The sequence below is a fragment of the Streptomyces sp. NPDC059010 genome (assembly GCF_042740355.1).
Lineage (GTDB): Bacteria > Actinomycetota > Actinomycetes > Streptomycetales > Streptomycetaceae > Streptomyces.
In genome coordinates this window covers 4,739-23,381 of record NZ_JBHYJA010000081.1, presented here as the reverse complement: position 1 = coordinate 23,381, position 18,643 = coordinate 4,739, and the positions used below count along the sequence as shown (strand labels likewise).

Below are 18,643 nucleotides of genomic sequence, written 5' to 3'. Positions count from 1 at the left end.
CGTTGGGAACGTCCGCGGACCCGGATAACGGGCGTGCGGCCGCGCTTGGACCAGGTGCGGGAAGTCGGCGGCGTCAGCGAGAATCCCGCTTCGTCCTCGAAGACGACGAAGGCCCCGAGTGCCGCCGCGGTGCTTCCACCTGGGGCCAGGTCTCCTTCACCCAGCCGGCCACCCTCTGCTCGTCGCGCTCCACGGCCCGCCGGGCGGGCACCTGGTGGCTGAAGCCGTGCCGGTGCAGCATCTGAGCGATGCCGGAGAGGGTGAAACTCTTGTGGAACCGGCGCCCTATGAGCGTCTTGATCCGCGACAGCGTCCACATCTGGTCCGGCCAGCCGTGCGCCACCGGTCCCTTGGCCAATTCGTCCTCCAATACGGCGAAGAGGGACTCGCTGAGTTCCGGTCGCGACGCCGGTCCCTGCGAGCGCAGGCCTCTCGGGCCGAGGTCTTGCCAAGCCCGGCGCCACCGCTGCACCGACCGAACGGTCACTCGCAACTGCTTCGCGATCTCGGCATTGGGCAGGCCGACGTCGAACAAGTCAGCAGCTTCCATGCGGATGCGCTCGCGAAACGCCCGCCGCTCATCCGTCAGCCCACCGCCTTGCGGATACCTCATACCTCGGACATACCGCGACGATCACCAGGCGTCAGCCTCACGCGACACCACGCCTACAAGCTCAGTAGAGGTCGTTTTCCTCTGCAGCGCGGTGTTATCTCTAGTTTTGCGCCCTCTGATGGTCTGGTGCTGGTGAGTCTGCAGTGTGGGCCGCGGCTGGCGAGGCGAATGGTGTGGCATCTGGGGCGAGAGCCGACCTGCGTCTGTCTCATTCCAGGACGCCCGGATCTGTCCTGTGCTCCCGCGAGCGGAACACGCGCCTGGGCGCACGCCCTCAATCGGCGGTATGCCCAGGTCATGACCGACCGTCGTGCGTATCCGAGTGATCTGTCCGATGCCCGCCGGGAGTTGATCGAGCCGGTGTTGTCCGCCTGGCGCTTCGAGCGCCGCGGACGGGCCCTGGACTTCGGTCGGCCACCAAGGCATGACCTGCGCGAGATCATGAACGCGATTCTCTACGTGGACCGCACCGGCTGCCAGTGGGCCTACCTTCCACACGACTTCCCGCCCCACCAGACGGTCTACGGCTACTTCGCGAAATGGCAGACGGACGGTATCTTCGCCCAGCTCAACGGGCTACTACGGGAGCTGGTGCGCCAGCAGGAAGGCAAGCAGCGCCACCCCTCGGCCTGCGTGATCGACGCACAGAGCATCAAGACCTCCACCTCCGTCCCCGCCAAGATGCAGGGCATCGACGCGGGCAAGAAGATCGTCGGCCGCAAGCGCAGCATCATCACCGACACCCGCGGCCTGCTGCTCGCGGTGCTGGTCACCGCGGCAGGCGTCCAGGACTCCACCGCCGGCCGCACCCTCCTGGAGCAGGCCGCCACTGACCACCCCACCCTGCGTAAGGTCTGGGTCGACGGCGGCTACCGCACACACTTCATCGAGCACGCCGCCACCCTCGGCAACGACCTCGAAATCACCCAACGCACCCCCGGGACCAGAGGATTCACCCCGATCCCGAAACGCTGGACGGTCGAGCGAACCAACGGCTGGCTCATGCTGCACCGGCGCCTGGCGCGCGACTACGAAACCCACCCGCACCGCTCCGAAGCCATGATCCACCTCGCCATGACCGACCTGATGGTCGCCGCCTCACCGGCGAGACCACCATCTCCTGGCGCGACCCGACCTCACCGGATCAAATCCGCATCCCGGGATGAAACAACAGGAGAAAACGACCTCTTAGGCACCCCTTGTCCGGCGGCGCCGGTCGATGACCTGCTGCCGGTGCCGTTCGAAGCGCGCCCGTGCTTCGTCGTGCGGAATGTCTCCGTACAGCGTCGGGTCGAACTCGGCGGTGGTGGGGTCGTCGCCGAGTGCCCTGTCGGCTCTCCGCAACGAGAGGAAGATGAAGCGCTGATCCGGGTCGATGCCCGTGATCGCGACGAACACCTCGTCACCGACTCGAACCACGTCCTCGGCGTTCCGAGCATCTTCGGCAAGGCCCAGGACGGGCACCAGGCCTTCTACGCCTTCGGCGACCCTGACGTACACGTCCCCGCCGGAATAGGCGACCCGCGTGACCTCCCCGGGGACGATCTGCCCCCGCCTGTGGGTGCGCGCGAACCGCGTCCAGTCCGCGTCCGCGGTCCGTGGGTCACTTGAGCTCCGCAGCAGCTGACCCCTATGGATCGGCTCGGGAATGTCGTAGGAGTCGATGAGGAGATGAGGGCGCGGCGGGTAGGCCCGGCTGCGCGGCGAACCTCCGTGTGTCTCCTCCAACCAGGCCAGGCGGGAGACCATCACAGTGTCCCCCTGCGTCGGCACAACCAGGATCTTCACCGCCAGCTCCCGGCCCAGGTACGACCGGAGATCCGGGTCCGGGTCCGCTTGGATCCGCGCACGGGACAGCAGTCCGGGAAGACCGACATCGATGACCAATCCGGACTCGTAGGCCTTCTTGACGACTCCCCATACTGCACCGTTCGCGTCGCGGACACTCTCCAGGAACTCGCGCGCGCGCCGGGCGAAGAGGCGCTTCATCGAGAAGAGCATGAGCCCCTCTCGGTTCCGGCCCCCCATGAACACGACGTCGATGTACTCACCGACGGCCACTACCCGCTCCGGTTCGGTGTCGGGCCATACCGAGATCTCGTCGGCCGGTACGAACCCCTTGGCCGTTTCTCCGAAATGGACGCCATCCACCCCTACAGCGCGGACCTGAACGGTGAAAACGGGGTCATCCTCGTCGAGCGAGAGCGCGTCGAACGGGCGCCTTGGGGACATCGGGTAGCGCGACGACTGCTCGCGCGGCGGATACAAAGGTTCGTCCCGCTCCGGCAACGAGTAGGCCGGCCTGGCCCGTCCCCGGGCCAACGCCCGGGCCGCCGCCCGCCGGTCGTACTCGTCCGGTTCCGACGAAGGCAGCTGCCCCAGCCTTCTGATCACCTCCAACAGCTCCCGCAGCCTTTGGTCATACGACTGGTAGGCGCTGTCCTCCTCCCCCGCCCAGTCCCCCAGCGAGTCCCTCCGCGTGAGCAGCAGGGTCGTGCCCTCGCCGCGCGCATCCCCCTCACCCGACGCGATCCTTCGGCACTCGGCCAGCGAGGCCCGGACCAGGCGCGTCACCGGGTGCCCCTCACCGAAGAGTTCGCCGGCGCGCCTGGCCCGCTCGGCGAGGAGGGTCACCGTCCGCTCGGCCTTGCCGGGCTCGTCGGCCACCCTTACGGACTCCACCTGGGCGCTGACCAGGTTGGTGAGGGCCGCGGCCGAGCGGGGATGGGTGGGGCCCAGTCTGACCTCCAGCCGTCTGGCCACGGACTCCAGTAATTGGACGGAGCGCTCCAGCCGGGCGGTCGACCGCGCCACCCGTGCCGCCTCCACTTGGGCGGCGACCAGATCGGCCTGGACGCCGAGAGCTTGCGGATGGTCGGCACCCAGCAGCGCGGCCAACCGCTGGGCCGCGACCTCCAGGACCTTCAGCGCCTCCTCCAGGTTGGCGGCGTTGCTCGCTCCGAGCGCCAACTCGAAACGTGCCACGGCGACATCGGCGACCGCGAGCAAGGATCGTGGGTCTCCGTCGCCCAGTTCGTCCACCAACTCGGCGGCCTGATCGACGAGTTCGGCCACCGCAGCGGCCGGCTTCTTGGGAGTGGTCCCACCAGCCTTGCCGATGCGCAGCTCCACAGCGGCCAGCAGCCCCCGGACTCGGCTGCTCACCGAAACGTCCTCACGGGCCAATAATCCGTGGGCCACCCACACACGAGCCGCCGCAAGAGGCACGTCTCCCTGCGACAGATTGACCGCGGCGAGATTGACCAGCGTACGGACCTGATCGCTCCTGCTCGCCCCCTCGGCTGCCAGAGCCACGTGGAGCGCATCGCTCGCATCGCCGAGCAGGCCGAGCGAAGCCCCCAGCGCGCCAAGGGCGTTGCCCAGATCTACGGCGCCTTCGTCGTCCGGCGACTCCAGCCGGTCGGCCAGCACTCGCAGTACCCGCTCCGCGTCGTCGCGCAACCCCAGGTCCAGCAGCAACCTGCCCAGGCGTACACCGACGAGCAAGGCCGGCGGGCTCCAGTCCTCGGGGGTCTCACCGGGTCGCAGGCCGTCGATGAAGGCCACCAGGGTGGGCAGGTGGGTGTAGCGCAGCCCGCCCGGGTCGGCGAGAGCGTCCTCGGCGCACTGGGCGGCGGTCGCGAAGGAGTCGATCACAACCCTTCCTCCTCCGACGCGGCGTCCACGATGTCGTTCAGCATGCGCACCGTCAGGGGAGGCAGGTCCCGCGGGTCGACGATCCCCTCGTCCGCCATGGCCTTCACGTGCCTCAGCACGTACCACGTCGTGTCGATCCGCCGCTTTACCTCTTCGGGCACCCGGGCGTCCTGCTCCGGGAGCGTGCCGGACCACGGCGGTGACTCCGCTTGGAGGACATCGACTCCCGAGGACTGCTCGGCACGGGGGAGTTCTGCTCCCGGCGACGGCTCCGCCCGCAGGACGTCGATTCCCGAGGACTGCTCGGCTCGACAGGCATCGGCGGTCCCCGGAACCGGCGCCACCCGCCGCGTCCGACCGCGTGCCCCCAGCCGCTCCAGCAGATTCCTCGCCGTGAGCTCCGGGAACACCTCCATGACGCTGTCGATGGCACCCGCCGCCAGCCGGTGCTCGGCGCTGTCGCGGAGTCTTCCGGCTATCTCGGGTTCCAGGAGAATGCCCAGGACAGGCCCCGTCTCGCGATCCTCCGTCAGCCGCTCGACGGGGCCGCCCGCGTACACGCCGTACTCGTAACCATGCGGATGCCGGTCGCTGGAGAGCTCGATGACCGACACGGCGCATCCGTTGCCGTCCCGCCGTTGCCGGGCGGCGACGTCGTCCACGGTGCCGGTGAGCAGGGCGACGGTGGGCCCCGGCCGGTAGGGGGCGTACCAGGCCTCTCCCCTGACCGCGTGGTCGGCCTGGGGTGTCGGATAGTCCGTCTGCGGGGAAGGCTGCAGACTCAGCAGGGCCAGCCCCACGTCCTCGGCGACCTCGATCACCTGGGCCTTCAGCGGAAGCCCCAGCGCGGTGTGGAGCTGTACGGCATCCCCCGCCTCCAGTCCGGGCAGGCAGGCCGTCGCGGTCAGGGCGAAGTACCTGGTCATGAGGAAACCGCCGCCGGGCGGGGCTCCCTCGCGGGTTATGGCCACCCAGTATTCCTCGTGAACCATGGAGTACCTCAGGTCCTGCTCGCTCATCGCCGGGCCGTGTCAAGCACGCCGACGCCCCCGGAGACCGGCAGTGGCCTCGGTCACGCCTGGTTCGAGCGTACCGCCGGGGGCTCGTCGACGTCCCCGGTTGTATGTCAACTGGGGGTAGGGGCAGGGTCGTTCAGCGTCCGATGACCCGTCGGGCGCCGGCGATCACCGCGGTCGCCAGGGTCCAGCCGGACACCACTAGGAAGACCGCGACCGCCTTGTCCACGCCCACCGGATCCCAGGCACCGCGGTAGCCGAGGCTCGCCACGGGCACGAGCAGGTCGAGGCTGTACAGGACCGGGTCCCAGGTCCGCCTGGAGTCCCCGCCGACGGGGTTGGGCGGGTGCTGCGAGAACCACACGGATCCCGCGGCGGCCAGGGACAGCAGCCACATCAGCGCCCGGCGGGGTGCGTATCCGTAGCCGAAGAGTGCGTCCTGAACCATGCCCCACACCCGGCCCGTCAGACGGTCGTTGCGCCGCAGATGGCGTTCTCGGGCGTGCCGCACGCTCCTCGCCGCGCGTTCCTCTCCGGCGGCCTCGTACGACATGGCCAGCCGCTCGAACGAACCGGCCCCCACGTGTGCGTCACGCGCCAGCCAGTCGATGCGCGCGCGGACGTCCACGGGCAGGTCCGATTCGAGCCGCTTGTAGTTGAATCCTTCAAGGGTGAGCGCCCCGGGCGTCGGCCAGGTGTCCGGGGAGTCGACGAGGACGTCGACCGTCGCGTCCTGCAACAGCACCGGCCCGGCGGGCCGTTCACGCAGGTCCAGTCTGAGCCGCGGCACACGCAGGCGGCTCAGCAGCAGTGACCCCGCCGGTTCGGCGAGCACACTGTCGTGGAACGTCACCACGCCGCCGACCTCGGCGGCGCGCAGCAGCACCTGCCCCGTACTGCGGAAGCCCCAGTCGGCGTAGAAGCCCCCGCCGCACACGAGCCCGGTCGCGTCGATCCCGCCGACCTCGGCGCCGTTGAGGTGGACGGCGTAGGACACACGGGCGTCGCGCAGATACAGGGCGCCCGAAGCCCGCAGGTCCCGGGCGCGCAGCGAGCCCTCGACGAAGAGGCGCGGGGCGAGCAGCGACCAGGGGTCGGCGTCGGACACCTCCAGGCCCTCGACGACGAGGTTGCCGGATATCCGCGCGTCGGCGAGCTGCAGCACTCCCGTGGCACTGCCCTCTCGTACCCTGCGGGGGGCGCGGGGTTCCTGCGTGGACGGATCTCGCAGAGGCCGGGACTGCGTGCCGCCACGGCCCAACCGGGCACCCTGCAGCAGCAGTTCACCGTCCACGCCGATCCGGTCCGCGTACAGGGCGGGTGCCCGCACACCGGAGAGGTCGAGGCCGTGTACGGTCAGCTCGGTCAGCTCCAAGGGCGCGTCGAACTCGCAGTCGACCAGGGCGAGTGCGGTATCGAGCCGGCACCGGCTCAGATCAAGGGAGCCGCGCACCCGCAGCCCTTCAAGTCGGAGGGGCTCCTCGCGTCCCGGCGCGGCCCCGACGATCACCTCCCGCAGCCGGGCCGCATCCATCGTCGCGCCCCGGCCCGGAATCCGTCCCGGCCGCCAACTCCCCCTGCGTCGCGCCATGGTGACCTCCCCTTTCCCACCAGACGGATATCACGCGGGAGGCGACGCCAACCCTCGCCCGGGATGGATACTGAGTCGATGGACGGATCTTCCTTCGCCCCCTTCGGCGAGCGCGCGGCCGCCCTGTTGGACAAGTGGCAGCAGCAGAACCACCGGAAGCTGGGCAATCCCACCTTTCTGGAGACCGGCGGCAGCGGTGCCCTGCTGGCCTCCGTGACCGTGCGGGACGGCGATCCCGACAAGCCCCGGCGCCGGATGATCATCAAGCTCTGCGCGCCCGACCAGGAGGCCTCGGTGGAGCCGGGTGGGCTCAAGGCCGCCTGGCTGTCCCGGCCGTCCGGCAACGAGTCGTTCCCCGAGCAGCATCTTGTGGAGCAGCTCTATGACCCGATGCCGGTGGGCGACGACACCTGGATGATGTTCCAGCAGATCGCCGGCGACCGCAGGGACATGATCACGCTGGGCGCCGTCGTACGGGAGTGGCAGGCTCGGCTGCCCGACATCGCGGCGGCCGTCGCGCGGTCCCTGCTGACCGACTGGAATCCGGACGAGAAGGGCAGCGAGAGCCTTTCCGTCGTGGAGTTCGTCACGGCGATGCTCGGTCGGCGGCTCGCACCGGAGGCCCCGCTCGCCGTGTGGGCCCGCGACGAACTCGGCATCTCCTTCTCCGACGCGTGGATCTCACTGCCCGGCGATCCCGGCGTGGCGCTCCCCAACCCCCTTCATCTGACAGCGCGTTCGCCGCTGTCCCGGGGCACGGTGGACGACCCCGCCCGCGGTCGTGCGCACGGGGATCTGCACCCCGGAAACATCATGGTGCCGGCCTCCCCGGACGCGGAGGCCGGCTCGTACCGACTCGTCGACCTGACCCGGTTCGCCAAGGACGCGTTCCTCGCGCGCGACCCCGTCCACCTGATGCTGTGCCTGGTCGCCGAGTTCCTCCCACACATGTCGGAGGCGGCCCGCGAGGAGGCCCTCGCCCTGCTCCTGGGCAGGGAGACTCCTGGTCTGCTGCTCCCCCAGGGGCTCCAGCGGATCGTGCAGGACATGTCGGAGGCGCCCGCTCCCTGGCTCGACGCTCGGGAAACCCATCCGGGGTGGGAGATCCAGTGGACGCTCGCGCTCCAGGCGTGCGCGTTGATGTTCTGCGCCCGGCGGAGTCACGACAGCAGGGACCGCCGCTGGTTCTTCCGGCTCGCCGCGGAGGCGGCCGCCGTGTCCGTGCGGCGCTTCGGGGCGTACGAACCGGAGGCGGTGGTGGCCGTGCGGGCGCCGTCGGAGACGGCGGGGCGGCCGGTGGGTGCGTCGGTGGAGGCGAGGCGGGAGGCTGTGGCCGTCGGCGTGGTGCCGTTGCCTCGCCCAGGGCCGGTGTGGGACTCGGAGCCGATGGAAGCCTTCCTGGGAGAGGTTCGCGAAACACTCGCTTTCCACGCGCACCGGCTCCGTACCCGGAGTTCTGCGAGTGTCAGGTGGGACGAAGTGCACGTCATCGCGAACCGGGCGAACGCGGCCTATTCCGCCCTGGACAAAGCGGTGGACGAGGCCTTCGACCGTATCCCCAGGACGTCGAGAGGCCCACTGCTGGACGTCCTCGAAGCGCTGACGAAAGTGTGCACGTTGGCCGTCCAGTTCGATGGGGAAGCGGTCCAGCACACAGAGTTGATGAACGCCCTGAACGAACTGTTCGAGCGCCTTCGCGAGGCCCGAGTAGCGCTCCGGTGATCTCCCGCGGCCCCCGCTCAGGCCACCGACCCGATCCGCCCCGCCGGCGAGGGCGTGGACGTGGCGTCGTGGTGGATCGGCGTGTGCGCGCCGGTCAGTGAGGCTCCGCTGCCGCCGCGCCGGTTGGCCACGATCTCCGAGGCGATCGACAGGGCCGTCTCCTCCGGTGTGCGGGCGCCGAGGTCCAGGCCGATCGGGGACCTCAGGCGGGCCAGCTCCAGTTCGGTGACGCCGACTTCGCGCAGCCGCTCGTTGCGGTCCAGGTGCGTCCGGCGTGACCCCATGGCGCCCACGTACGCCACCGGCAGCCGCAACGCCGACTGCAGCAGCGGTACGTCGAACTTGGCGTCGTGGGTGAGGACGCACAGGACCGTCCGGGCGTCCACGGACGTCCGGTCCAGGTACTTGTGCGGCCACTCCACGACGATCTCGTCGGCGTCCGGGAAGCGGGCCTCGGTGGCGAAGACCGGGCGGGCGTCGCACACGGTCACGTGGTAGTTGAGGAACTTGCCGATCCGCACCAGCGCCGACGCGAAGTCGATCGCGCCGAAGACGATCATCCGGGGCGGAGGGACCGAGGACTCGACGAGCACCGTGAGCGGGGCCCCGCAGCGCGAACCCTGCTCACCTGTCTCCAGGGTCCCGGTGCGGCCCGCGTCCAGGAACGCGCCCGCCTCCGCGACGACCGTGCGGTCCAGCTCGGGATGGGCGCCGAAGCCGCCGTCGTACGTGCCGTCGGGGCGGACCAGCAGCGCGCGGCCCATCAGGTCGGAGGGGCCCGACACGATCCGGGCCACCGCCGCCGCCTCGCCGGCCGACGCCGCGGCCAGCGCCGCCGTGACCACCGGACGGGCCGGGTCCTGCACCCGTACCGGCGTCACCAGGATGTCGATGATGCCGCCGCACGTCAGCCCGACCGCGAAGGCATCCTCATCGCTGTACCCGAAGCGCTCCAGGACCGTCTCGCCGTCCTGCAGCGCCTGCCGGCACAGCTCGTAGACCGCGCCCTCCACACAACCGCCGGAGACCGAGCCGATCGCGGTGCCGTCGGCGTCGACCGCGAGCGCGGCGCCGGGCTGGCGGGGTGCGCTGCCGCCGACCGCCACCACGGTGGCCACGGCGAAGTCGCGTCCCTGCTCGACCCACCGGTGCAGCTCTTCGGCGATGTCCAGCATCTGTCGGTCCCCCTCAAAGCGGTTGTGTGGAGGGCGGTTCAGACACTGACTAGTGCACGCCCATCCAGCTCTCAATGGGATTGAGGGCGAAATAGACCAGGAAGATGCCTGTCAGTGCCCACATGAACGCCCCGATCTCCCGCGCCTTGCCCTGAGCGACCTTGATGGCGACGTACGAGATGACACCGGCGGCCACACCCGCGGTGATCGAGTACGTGAACGGCATGATCACAACGGTGAGGAACACCGGGATCGCGGTGGCCCGGTCGGCCCAGTCCACGTGCCGCGCGTTCATCATCATCATGGCACCGATCACGACCAGGGCCGCCGCCGCGACCTCGCCCGGCACGATCGCCGTCAGCGGGGTGAAGAAGAGGCAGGCCGCAAAGAACAGGCCGGTGATGACGGAGGACAGACCCGTACGGGCACCCTCGCCGACGCCGGTCGCCGACTCGACGAACACCGTCTGGCCCGAGGCCCCGGCCACACCGCCGATCGCACCGCCCGCGCCGTCGATGAACAGCGCCTTGGACAGGCCCGGCATCCGGCCCTTGTCGTCGGCCAGCTTGGCCTCGGTGCCGACGCCGATGATCGTCGCCATCGCGTCGAAGAACCCGGCGAGCACCAGGGTGAACACGATCATGCCGACCGTCATCGCGCCGACCTCGCCCCAGCCGCCGAACTCGACATTGCCGAAGATGGAGAAGTCGGGCATGGACACCGCGCTGCCGTGCAGTTCGGGAGCGCCGCTGGCCCACTGCTTGGGGTCGATGACGTCGAGTGCGTTGAGGGCGACGGCGATCACGGTGCCGCTGACGATGCCGATCAGGATCGCGCCGGGGATGCCGCGGGCCTGGAGCATGAAGATCGCGAGCAGGGTGACGGCGAAGAGCAGCACCGGCCAGCCGGCCAGCTCGCCCTCGGGGCCGAGGGTGACGGGGGTCGCCTTGCCCTGGTGCACGAAGCCGGCCTTCACCAGGCCGATCAGGGCGATGAACAGGCCGATGCCCATGGTGATCGCGTGCTTCAGCGCGAGCGGGATCGCGTTCATGATCATCTCGCGCAGGCCGGTGACGACCAGCAGCATGATGACCACGCCGTACATCACACACATGCCCATGGCCTGCGGCCAGGTCATCTGCGGGGCGACCTGGGAGGACAGGACGCCGGAGACGGAGAGGCCGGCGGCGAGGGCGAGCGGCACCTTGCCGAAGAAGCCCATCAGCAGCGTGCTGAAGGCCGCCGCGAACGCGGTCGCGGTGATCAGCGCCTTCTGGGCGAGGGTGTCCCCCGCCGCGTCCTTGCCGGACAGGATGAGCGGGTTGAGCAGAAGGATGTACGCCATCGCCATGAAGGTGGTGACGCCGCCGCGCACCTCGCGCGCGACCGTGGATTCTCTCTTGGTTATGTGAAAGTACCGGTCGAGCCAGGACCTGCCGGCCGGGACGCGGGTGCCTTCTCCCGCGTCGTCGGCTGTGGTCGCCGGCTCCAGTGACTGCTGGGTCATGTGGGCCTACTCCCAAGGTTCAAAGGGGCACCCGCTCAACCGCCCTGACGGTCGGTCAACCGCGTGCGCGGCTACGGGATTTGGGAAGGTGCTACGGCCGCACGACCCGGGGGACGGCCCGAGACGAACGAACAGGATCTGTGGTGCTGGTACTTGCCTGGTTCCCGAGTACCGCGAGCGGTGCGGCACATCGAGTACTCCGGGCGGCGCAGCGGAGTGTGTGACGTTCCCTCACACCGCCCGGAGGGTCTTGCGGGATTCCTTACGCCGTGCCGGTGAGGTGTTCCGGCCGTACAGGCGTCCGGTCGAGCTCCAGCCCGGTCGCACTCCGGATCGCCGCGAGGACGGCCGGGGTCGACGACAGGGTCGGGGCCTCGCCGACGCCACGGAGCCCGTACGGGGCGTGGTCGTCGGCGAGTTCGAGCACGTCGACGGGGATGATCGGCGTGTCGAGGATCGTGGGGAGCAGGTAGTCCGTGAAGGACGGGTTCCTGACCTTCGCGGTCTTGGGATCGACGATGATCTCCTCCATCACCGCGACGCCCATGCCCTGGAGGGTGCCGCCCTGGATCTGGCCCAGGACGGACAGCGGGTTGAGCGCCTTGCCGACGTCCTGGGCGCAGGCCAGCTCGATGACCTTGACCAGGCCGAGCTCGGTGTCGACCTCGACGACGGCCCGGTGCGCGGCGAACGAGTACTGGACATGGCCGAAGCCCTGGCCGGTGCGCAGGTCGAAGGCCTCGGTCGGACGGTGCCGCCACTCGGCCTCGATCTCGACCGACTCCCCTTCCAGTACGTCGATCAGGTCGGCGAGCACTTCGCCGCCGTCGGTGACGACCTTGCCGCCCTCCAGCAGCAGCTCGGTAGTGGCCCAGGCCGGGTGGTAGGAGCCGAACTTGCGACGCCCGATCTCCAGCACCTTCTCCCGGACCAGTTCGCAGGAGTTCTTGACGGCGCCGCCGGTGACGTATGTCTGCCGGGACGCGGAGGTCGAGCCGGCGCTGCCCACCTTCGTGTCCGCCGGGTGGATGGTCACCTGGGTGACGCCCAGCTCGCTGCGGGCGATCTGCGCGTGGACGGTGACACCGCCCTGGCCGACCTCCGCCATGGCCGTGTGCACGGTGACGACGGGCTCACCGCCGATGACCTCCATGCGCACCTTGGCGGTGGAATAGTCATCGAAACCCTCGGAGAAGCCGACGTTCTTGATGCCGACCGCGTAGCCGACACCGCGTACGACGCCCTCACCGTGCGTGGTGTTGGACAGACCGCCCGGCAGCTGCCGTACGTCCGCGCCCTCGCTGGACTCCCACTGGCGCTCCGGCGGTAGCGGCATCGCCTTGACGCGGCGCAGCAGTTCAGCGACCGGCGCCGGGGAGTCGACGCGCTGGCCCGTCGGCATGACGGTGCCCTGCTCCATGGCGTTGAGCTGCCGGAACTCCACCGGGTCCAGGCCCAGTTCCTTGGCCACCTTGTCCATCTGCGCCTCGTAGGCGAAGCACGCCTGGACCGCGCCGAAGCCGCGCATGGCGCCGCAGGGCGGGTTGTTGGTGTAGAGGGCGATGGCCTCGATGTCGACGTCGTCGACCGCGTACGGGCCGATGCTGAGCGAGGAGGCGTTGCCGACGACCGCCGGAGAGGCGGAGGCGTACGCGCCGCCGTCGAGCACGATCCGGCACTTGACGTGGGTCAGCTTGCCGTCGCGGGTGGCCCCGTGCTCGTAGGAGAGCTTGGCCGGGTGACGGTGGACGTGCCCGAAGAAGGACTCGAAGCGGTTGTAGACGATCTTTACGGGCTTCCCGGTCCGCATCGCCAGCAGGCAGGCGTGGATCTGCATCGACAGGTCCTCACGGCCACCGAAGGCGCCGCCGACGCCGGACAGCGTCATCCGGACCTTACTCTCGGGCAGACCGAGGACGGGCGCGATCTGGCGCAGGTCGGAGTGCAGCCACTGGGTGGCGATGTACAGGTGGACGCCGCCGTCCTCGTCCGGCACGGCGAGGCCGGACTCCGGGCCGAGGAAGGCCTGGTCCTGCATGCCAAAGGTGTACTCGCCCCTGACGATCACGTCCGCCCGCTTGGCGGCCTCGGCCGCGTCGCCGCGGAAGATCGGCTGGCGGTGGACGATGTTCGGGTGCGGAACGTGGCCGCTGTGGTGGTCGTCGCGGTCCTCGTGGACGAGGATCGCGTCCGGGGCGGTCGCGGAGGCCTCGTCGGTGATGACGGGCAGCTCGCGGTAGTCGACCTTGATCTTCGCCGCGGCACGACGCGCGGTCTCCGGGTGGTCGGCGGCGACGATGGCGACCGGCTCACCGTGGTGACGTACCTTGCCGTGCGCGAGGACCGGGGTGTCCTGGATCTCCAGACCGTAGTTCTTCACGTCGGTCGGCAGGTCGTCGTACGTCATGACGGCGTAGACGCCCGCCATGGCGAGGGCCTCGCTCGTGTCGATGGACACGATCTCGGCGTGCGCGACGGTGGACCGGAGGATCTGCCCCCAGAGCATGTCCTCGTGCCACATGTCGGACGAGTACGCGAACTCGCCGGTGACCTTCAGGGTGCCGTCCGGGCGGAGCGTCGACTCGCCGATGCCGCCCTTGGTCTGGGACCCCTGGGTGATCTTCGTTGGAGCGCCGTTGGTGGGCATGCTGCTCAGACCGCCTCTCCCTGCCGGGCGGCCGCGAGGCGGACCGCGTCCATGATCTTCTCGTAGCCGGTGCAGCGGCACAGGTTGCCCGACAGCGCCTCGCGGATGTCCGCGTCGGTCGGGTTCGGGTTGTGCTCCAGCATCTCGTCGGCGGCGACCAGCAGACCCGGTGTGCAGAAGCCGCACTGGACGGCGCCGGCGTCGATGAACGCCTGCTGGATCGGGGAGAGCTCGGTGCCCTCACCGGTCTGCGAGTCCTGCCCCTTGGCGGCCCACTGCTGGGCATCCTGAAGCGACGTACCGCAAGCACCGCTCGCACAGCCACCGTGCTCGGCGCGCTGCTTGGCGAAGTCCGCGAGCCCCTCGACGGTGACGACCTCGCGGCCCTCGACCTGACCTGCGGCGACCAGGCAGGAACACACGGGCACGCCGTCCAGCCGAACGGTGCAGGACCCGCACTCACCCTGCTCACAGGCGTTCTTCGACCCCGGAAGCCCCATCCGCTCACGCAGCACGTACAGCAGGGACTCGCCCTCCCACACGTCGTCGGCTTCCTGCGGGCGTCCGTTGACAGTGAAGTTGACGCGCATCACGCAGCTCCCTTCGTGGCACGGCCGGCGCCACGGTACGACTCCCAGGTCCAGGTCAGCGTGCGGCGGGCCATGACGCCGACCGCGTGCCGGCGATAGCTCGCCGTGCCCCGGACGTCGTCGATCGGGCTGCAGGCCCCGGAGCACAGCTCCGCGAACTGCTTGGCGACCGACGGGGTGATGATCTCGCCGCTGTCCCAGAAGCCACCCTCTTCGAGCGCCGCGTTCAGGAACTCCTCGGCGGTCTTGGCCCGCACGGGCGTGGGGGCGGCCGAGCCGATGCCGGTCCGAACGGTCCGCGACTCGGGGTGCAGCGCGAGCCCGAAGGCGCACACGGCGATGACCATCGCATTGCGCGTGCCGACCTTGGAGAACTGCTGCGGCCCGTCGGCCTTGTCGATGTGGACGGCGCGGATCAGCTCGTCGGGGGCGAGGGCGTTGCGCTTCACCCCGGTGTAGAACTCGTCGATCGGGATGAGGCGGGTACCGCGCTCGACCGACTCGACCTCGACCTCGGCGCCGGCCGCGAGGAGGGCGGGGTGGGCGTCGCCGGCCGGGGAGGCGGTGCCGAGGTTGCCGCCGACGCCGCCGCGGTTGCGGATCTGCGGGGAGGCGACCGTGTGCGAGGCCAGGGCGAGGCCCGGCAGCTCGGCACGCAGGCTTTCCATGATCCGCGTGTACGGCACAGAGGCGCCGAGCCGCACGCTGTCCTCGCCGACCTCCCACTCGTAGAGGTCGCCGATGCGGTTGAGATCGAGGAGGTACTCGGGTCGGCGGTGGTCGAAGTTGATCTCGACCATCACGTCGGTACCACCCGCGATCGGCACAGCGGTGGGGTGCTCGGCCTTCGCGGCGAGCGCCTCCTCCCAGCTGGCGGGGCGAAGGAAGTCCATGGCCGGCTCTCTTCCTCGTCTCGTGGGCCGTACGGTTTGAGCCAGATCTGGTGCGGCGAGTCCGGCTCGTTCATGTGTTGTTAACGCACATTGACGTCAGTACACAGCGCCCGGCTCGACCTGGGTCAGTCACGGAAACCATGAAGGAGTTGGCTGGCCAGGGCGGACATCTTGTAGATTCGTATGAACAGAAGCCCTCAGTAACCTCCACGTCTTTCTCTGGAAACACCCGGCACGGCCCTGTGACCTGCGGCACCGTCCGAAAGACGACGAGCACCGCCCCCGGCGCCGCTCATCGGCCCGCCGATCGGGCCTCACCCACAGACCCATCAAGATTCATCGTAGATATCGAGACAAAGAACGGCGGCGACGAGAATGCGGCTGCGCGCACTGCTGGACACCGACGCGCTGGGCCTCAAGCTGCTCGGCGGCGAGGATGAGCTGGACCGCACCGTGCGCGGTGTGATGACCACCGACCTCAGGGATCCCAGCCGCTACCTCTCGGGCGGAGAGCTGGTGCTCACGGGGCTGGCGTGGCGGCGCGACGCCGCGGACTCCGAGCCGTTCGTGCGCCTCCTGGTGCAGTCCGGGGTGGTGGCCCTCGCTGCCGGTGAGGCCGAGCTCGGCGACGTCCCCGACGACCTGGTGCTGGCCTGCGCCCAGCACCGCCTGCCGCTGTTCGCGGTGCACGAGTCGGTGGCGTTCGCGACGATCACCGAGCATGTCGTACGGCAGGTCAGCGGCGAGCGGGCCGGTGACCTCGCGGCCGTCGTCGACCGGCATCGCCGGATGATGACCTCGGGCCCGGCGGGCGGCGGCCCGGACGTGGTCCTCGACCTCCTCGGCTCGGACCTGGACCTGCGGGCCTGGGTGCTGTCACCGACGGGCCGGCTGATCGCGGGCTCGAAAGCCGCAGGCCCCGCGCTGCCCGCCGACGTGTGCGCGAACCTGGCGGCCGAACACCTGGCGGCCACCCGCTCGGGCCGCCGCGGCCCGCACCGGACGGCCCTCGGCTCCACCCCCTACGCCCTCTTCCCGGTCCGCAGCAGCGGCCGCGCCCCGCAGGCCGCCCGGGACATGCGCGAGACGGTCCTGTCGGAATGGCTGCTGGCCGTGGAGGCGGACGCGGGCGACTGGCCCGAGGAGCGCCTGGACCTCCTCCAGGGCGTCACCCAGCTGATCGCGGTGGAACGTGACCGGCGCGACGCGGCCCGCACGGTCCGCCGCCGCCTCGCCCAGGAGGTCCTCGAACTGGTCCAGACGGGCGCGGCGCCCGCCGAGATCGCCGCCCGCCTGCGGGTCGCGGCACCGGTACTGCTGCCCGGCCTCGGCGCGGCCCCGCACTGGCAGGTCGTGGTCGCCCGGGTCGAGTGGGAGGGCGAGGACCTGGAGACGGGCCCCATCGCCCAGTCCCTCCTGGAAGAGGTCCTGGTGGACCCGCTCGCGACCGGCCCGGAACCGTCCGACCGCATCGCCGTGGCCCACACGGGCGACGAGGCCATCGCCCTGGTCCCGCTGCCCGCCGTCTCCGCCGAGCACGACGGCTCGGAGGCCGGCATCCACGCCGACGCCCTGCTGGACTCGATCCGGAGCCCGCTGTCGGCGGGCCTGGACGACGACGGCCGGGTGACGCTGGGCGTGAGCGCGGCGGTGCACTCGGCGGAGGGGCTGCGCGGCGCCCTGGAGGAGGCCCGCCACGCCCGCCGGGTGGCAGCGGCCCGCACGGGCCGGGTCTGCGCGGCCGGCCACCAGGAACTGGCCTCGCACGTCCTGCTGCTCCCCTTCGTCCCTGACGACGTCCGCCGGGCCTTCACCGCCCGCCTCCTGGACCCCCTGCGCGACTACGACCGCCGCCACCGCGCCGAGCTCATCCCCACCCTGGAAGCCTTCCTGGAGTGCGACGGCTCCTGGACCCGCTGCGCGACCCGTCTCCACCTGCACGTCAACACGCTGCGCTACCGAGTGGGGAGGATCGAGCAGTTGACGAGCCGGGACCTGTCCCGGCTGGAGGACAAGCTGGATTTCTTCTTGGCATTGCGGATGAGTTGAGCTCCACCCCGCCCCCACCCGGATGGCACCAAGTGCCGCCGCTGTCCCACGACTTTGTGAAATCCTTCACCCACCCTCTTGGCCGGGCCCGACGATTCGTGCTGAGATGCCGCCACGACTCAACAGCTCGATGGCGTGCTGGGCCTGTCCTGCGGACCAGGTCGGTGTCAAGGGACGGTGCCCGGCGACGCCGGCGAGCGGAGTGCGGTGCGTGCGGCTGCGAGGCGAAGCAACGCCTCCGTCCGCGCGTACCCCGCCCCGCGACCCCGAGCTGATCCGCAGGACAGATCTTGGGGAGGGCGAGGTGGCGTATACCGCCATGTCTGGTAACGGAACGAACGCCGGTGACGATCCACTCCAGACCGCGGTATGGCGGCTGCGCTCACGCGCCTGCTGGGCGGACGCGGCGGCACTGCTCCAGCCGGTCACCGCGCAGGCCTCGCTGCAGCGGGCCGCGCTGCTGGTGGAGCGGTGTCTGTACACCGAGCAGGGCTGGGAGGAGGCCGAGGACGCGCTGCGTACGGCCGAGGCGCAGGCCCACAGCGACGACGAGCGGGGCGCGGCCGCTTGTGAACGAGGGCAACTTGCCTACGCGGCGACACTGCACTCAGTGCGCGACCGGGCCGACGAAGCGCGGGCCGCGCTGGGGAGGGCGGCGGCGCTGATCCCTCCGGGGGCTGCCGGACGGGCCCTCCTGGACTTCCGGCGCGGGCTGCTGGCCGAGAACCTCGCCCGCTCGCCCCAGGCGGCCCGGGCGGCCTACCGCCGGGCCCACGCGGGCGCGACGGCGCACGCCGACCCTCTCCTGCTCTCCTTCACCTGGCGCCATCTGGCCGGACTGGCCCTGCGCGACGGCGAGTTGGCCGAGGCCCGCCACGGATTCGCGGAGTCTCTCCGTATCCGCGAAGAACTGGGCTACTTGGTGGGCACGGCGCCCGCCCTGGCGTCCCTGGCCGACGCGGAAGCGGAACCGGAAGCCTCCCGCCTGCGCGAGGAGGCCCGCCGCCTCTTCCGCCTCCTCGGCGGAGTCCCCACCTGGCTCTCCCGCCAACTGGCCCCCATCCCACCGGCAACCGGCGCCGCAACCGCCTGAAAACCCCTCTCGCCCCCGCCGCCCCTACCCGTCCCATCCCCAGGGGGGGGCGCCCACCCGCCCCGCCCGGGGGGGGGGGGGGGGGGGCGC

General features: G+C 70.5%; 12 protein-coding genes and 1 pseudogene. 4 read left to right on the top strand and 9 right to left on the bottom strand.

Annotated features, from left to right (window positions below; translation table 11 throughout):
* Positions 1-73 precede the first annotated feature (73 nt).
* Positions 74-613: a winged helix-turn-helix domain-containing protein gene (locus ACFWYS_RS45210; protein WP_384782633.1), complete on the bottom strand. Its 540-nt coding sequence runs from the start codon at positions 611-613 to the stop codon at positions 74-76.
* A gap of 297 nt (positions 614-910) precedes the next feature.
* Between ACFWYS_RS45210 and ACFWYS_RS45205 the strand changes: the two are divergent.
* Positions 911-1,779, top strand: a pseudogene (locus ACFWYS_RS45205) (IS5 family transposase).
* A 22-nt stretch (positions 1,780-1,801) separates the two neighbouring features.
* Here the strand turns inward: ACFWYS_RS45205 and ACFWYS_RS45200 are convergent.
* The 3 genes from ACFWYS_RS45200 to ACFWYS_RS45190 all read right to left on the bottom strand — a co-directional run bounded on the left by ACFWYS_RS45200 (position 1,802) and on the right by ACFWYS_RS45190 (position 6,877).
* Complete coding sequence (locus ACFWYS_RS45200) at positions 1,802-4,270, bottom strand: S1 RNA-binding domain-containing protein (RefSeq protein WP_384782631.1); 2,469 nt, start codon at positions 4,268-4,270, stop codon at positions 1,802-1,804.
* Positions 4,267-5,262, bottom strand: a complete 996-nt coding sequence (locus tag ACFWYS_RS45195) for a hypothetical protein (protein WP_384782629.1) — start codon at positions 5,260-5,262, stop codon at positions 4,267-4,269. The genes ACFWYS_RS45200 and ACFWYS_RS45195 overlap by 4 nt, the downstream gene beginning before the upstream one ends.
* Before the next feature lie 160 nt (positions 5,263-5,422).
* The gene (locus ACFWYS_RS45190) at positions 5,423-6,877 is read right to left on the bottom strand and encodes a hypothetical protein (protein WP_384782627.1); all 1,455 of its coding nucleotides are present in this window, start codon (positions 6,875-6,877) and stop codon (positions 5,423-5,425) included.
* 78 nt (positions 6,878-6,955) lie between these two features.
* On the opposite strand from ACFWYS_RS45190, the gene ACFWYS_RS45185 reads away from it, so the two are divergent.
* The gene (locus tag ACFWYS_RS45185) at positions 6,956-8,599 is read left to right on the top strand and encodes a hypothetical protein (protein WP_384782625.1); all 1,644 of its coding nucleotides are present in this window, start codon (positions 6,956-6,958) and stop codon (positions 8,597-8,599) included.
* A gap of 17 nt (positions 8,600-8,616) precedes the next feature.
* Here the strand turns inward: ACFWYS_RS45185 and ACFWYS_RS45180 are convergent, their stop codons facing one another.
* The 5 genes from ACFWYS_RS45180 to ACFWYS_RS45160 form a co-directional block, all read right to left on the bottom strand.
* Positions 8,617-9,774, bottom strand: coding sequence for an XdhC family protein (locus tag ACFWYS_RS45180; protein WP_384782623.1), 1,158 nt, complete (start codon positions 9,772-9,774; stop codon positions 8,617-8,619).
* Positions 9,775-9,823: 49 nt separating this feature from the next.
* Positions 9,824-11,281 (bottom strand): NCS2 family permease, encoded by a 1,458-nt coding sequence (locus tag ACFWYS_RS45175; protein ID WP_384782621.1) that lies wholly within the window; start codon positions 11,279-11,281, stop codon positions 9,824-9,826.
* A 262-nt stretch (positions 11,282-11,543) separates the two neighbouring features.
* Positions 11,544-13,928 (bottom strand): xanthine dehydrogenase family protein molybdopterin-binding subunit, encoded by a 2,385-nt coding sequence (locus ACFWYS_RS45170; RefSeq protein WP_384782619.1) that lies wholly within the window; start codon positions 13,926-13,928, stop codon positions 11,544-11,546.
* 5 nt (positions 13,929-13,933) lie between these two features.
* Positions 13,934-14,518, bottom strand: coding sequence for a (2Fe-2S)-binding protein (locus ACFWYS_RS45165; protein WP_384782617.1), 585 nt, complete (start codon positions 14,516-14,518; stop codon positions 13,934-13,936).
* Complete coding sequence (locus ACFWYS_RS45160; RefSeq protein ID WP_384782615.1) at positions 14,518-15,411, bottom strand: FAD binding domain-containing protein; 894 nt, start codon at positions 15,409-15,411, stop codon at positions 14,518-14,520. Before ACFWYS_RS45160 ends, ACFWYS_RS45165 begins: the two co-directional genes overlap by 1 nt.
* A gap of 375 nt (positions 15,412-15,786) precedes the next feature.
* On the opposite strand from ACFWYS_RS45160, the gene ACFWYS_RS45155 reads away from it, so the two are divergent.
* Together ACFWYS_RS45155 and ACFWYS_RS45150 are read left to right on the top strand one after the other, a co-directional pair.
* Positions 15,787-17,460 carry a PucR family transcriptional regulator gene (locus ACFWYS_RS45155; RefSeq protein WP_384782614.1) on the top strand — a complete coding sequence of 558 codons (1,674 nt, stop codon included), beginning with the start codon at positions 15,787-15,789 and terminating at the stop codon, positions 17,458-17,460.
* Positions 17,461-17,764: 304 nt separating this feature from the next.
* On the top strand, positions 17,765-18,553 hold the full coding sequence (locus ACFWYS_RS45150) for a hypothetical protein (protein WP_384782612.1): 789 nt from the start codon (positions 17,765-17,767) through the stop codon (positions 18,551-18,553).
* Positions 18,554-18,643: the final 90 nt, after the last annotated feature.

What these genes read in the sequence shown, in the direction of transcription:
- ACFWYS_RS45210 (WP_384782633.1), bottom strand. Translation starts at nt 613, where the DNA reads ATGAGGTATCCGCAAGGCGGTGGGCTGACGGATGAGCGGCGGGCGTTT.
- ACFWYS_RS45195 (WP_384782629.1), bottom strand. Translation starts at nt 5,262, where the DNA reads ATGGTTCACGAGGAATACTGGGTGGCCATAACCCGCGAGGGAGCCCCG.
- ACFWYS_RS45190 (WP_384782627.1), bottom strand. Translation starts at nt 6,877, where the DNA reads ATGGCGCGACGCAGGGGGAGTTGGCGGCCGGGACGGATTCCGGGCCGG.
- ACFWYS_RS45185 (WP_384782625.1), top strand. Translation starts at nt 6,956, where the DNA reads ATGGACGGATCTTCCTTCGCCCCCTTCGGCGAGCGCGCGGCCGCCCTG.
- ACFWYS_RS45180 (WP_384782623.1), bottom strand. Translation starts at nt 9,774, where the DNA reads ATGCTGGACATCGCCGAAGAGCTGCACCGGTGGGTCGAGCAGGGACGC.
- ACFWYS_RS45175 (WP_384782621.1), bottom strand. Translation starts at nt 11,281, where the DNA reads ATGACCCAGCAGTCACTGGAGCCGGCGACCACAGCCGACGACGCGGGA.
- ACFWYS_RS45170 (WP_384782619.1), bottom strand. Translation starts at nt 13,928, where the DNA reads ATGCCCACCAACGGCGCTCCAACGAAGATCACCCAGGGGTCCCAGACC.
- ACFWYS_RS45165 (WP_384782617.1), bottom strand. Translation starts at nt 14,518, where the DNA reads ATGCGCGTCAACTTCACTGTCAACGGACGCCCGCAGGAAGCCGACGAC.
- ACFWYS_RS45160 (WP_384782615.1), bottom strand. Translation starts at nt 15,411, where the DNA reads ATGGACTTCCTTCGCCCCGCCAGCTGGGAGGAGGCGCTCGCCGCGAAG.
- ACFWYS_RS45155 (WP_384782614.1), top strand. Translation starts at nt 15,787, where the DNA reads ATGCGGCTGCGCGCACTGCTGGACACCGACGCGCTGGGCCTCAAGCTG.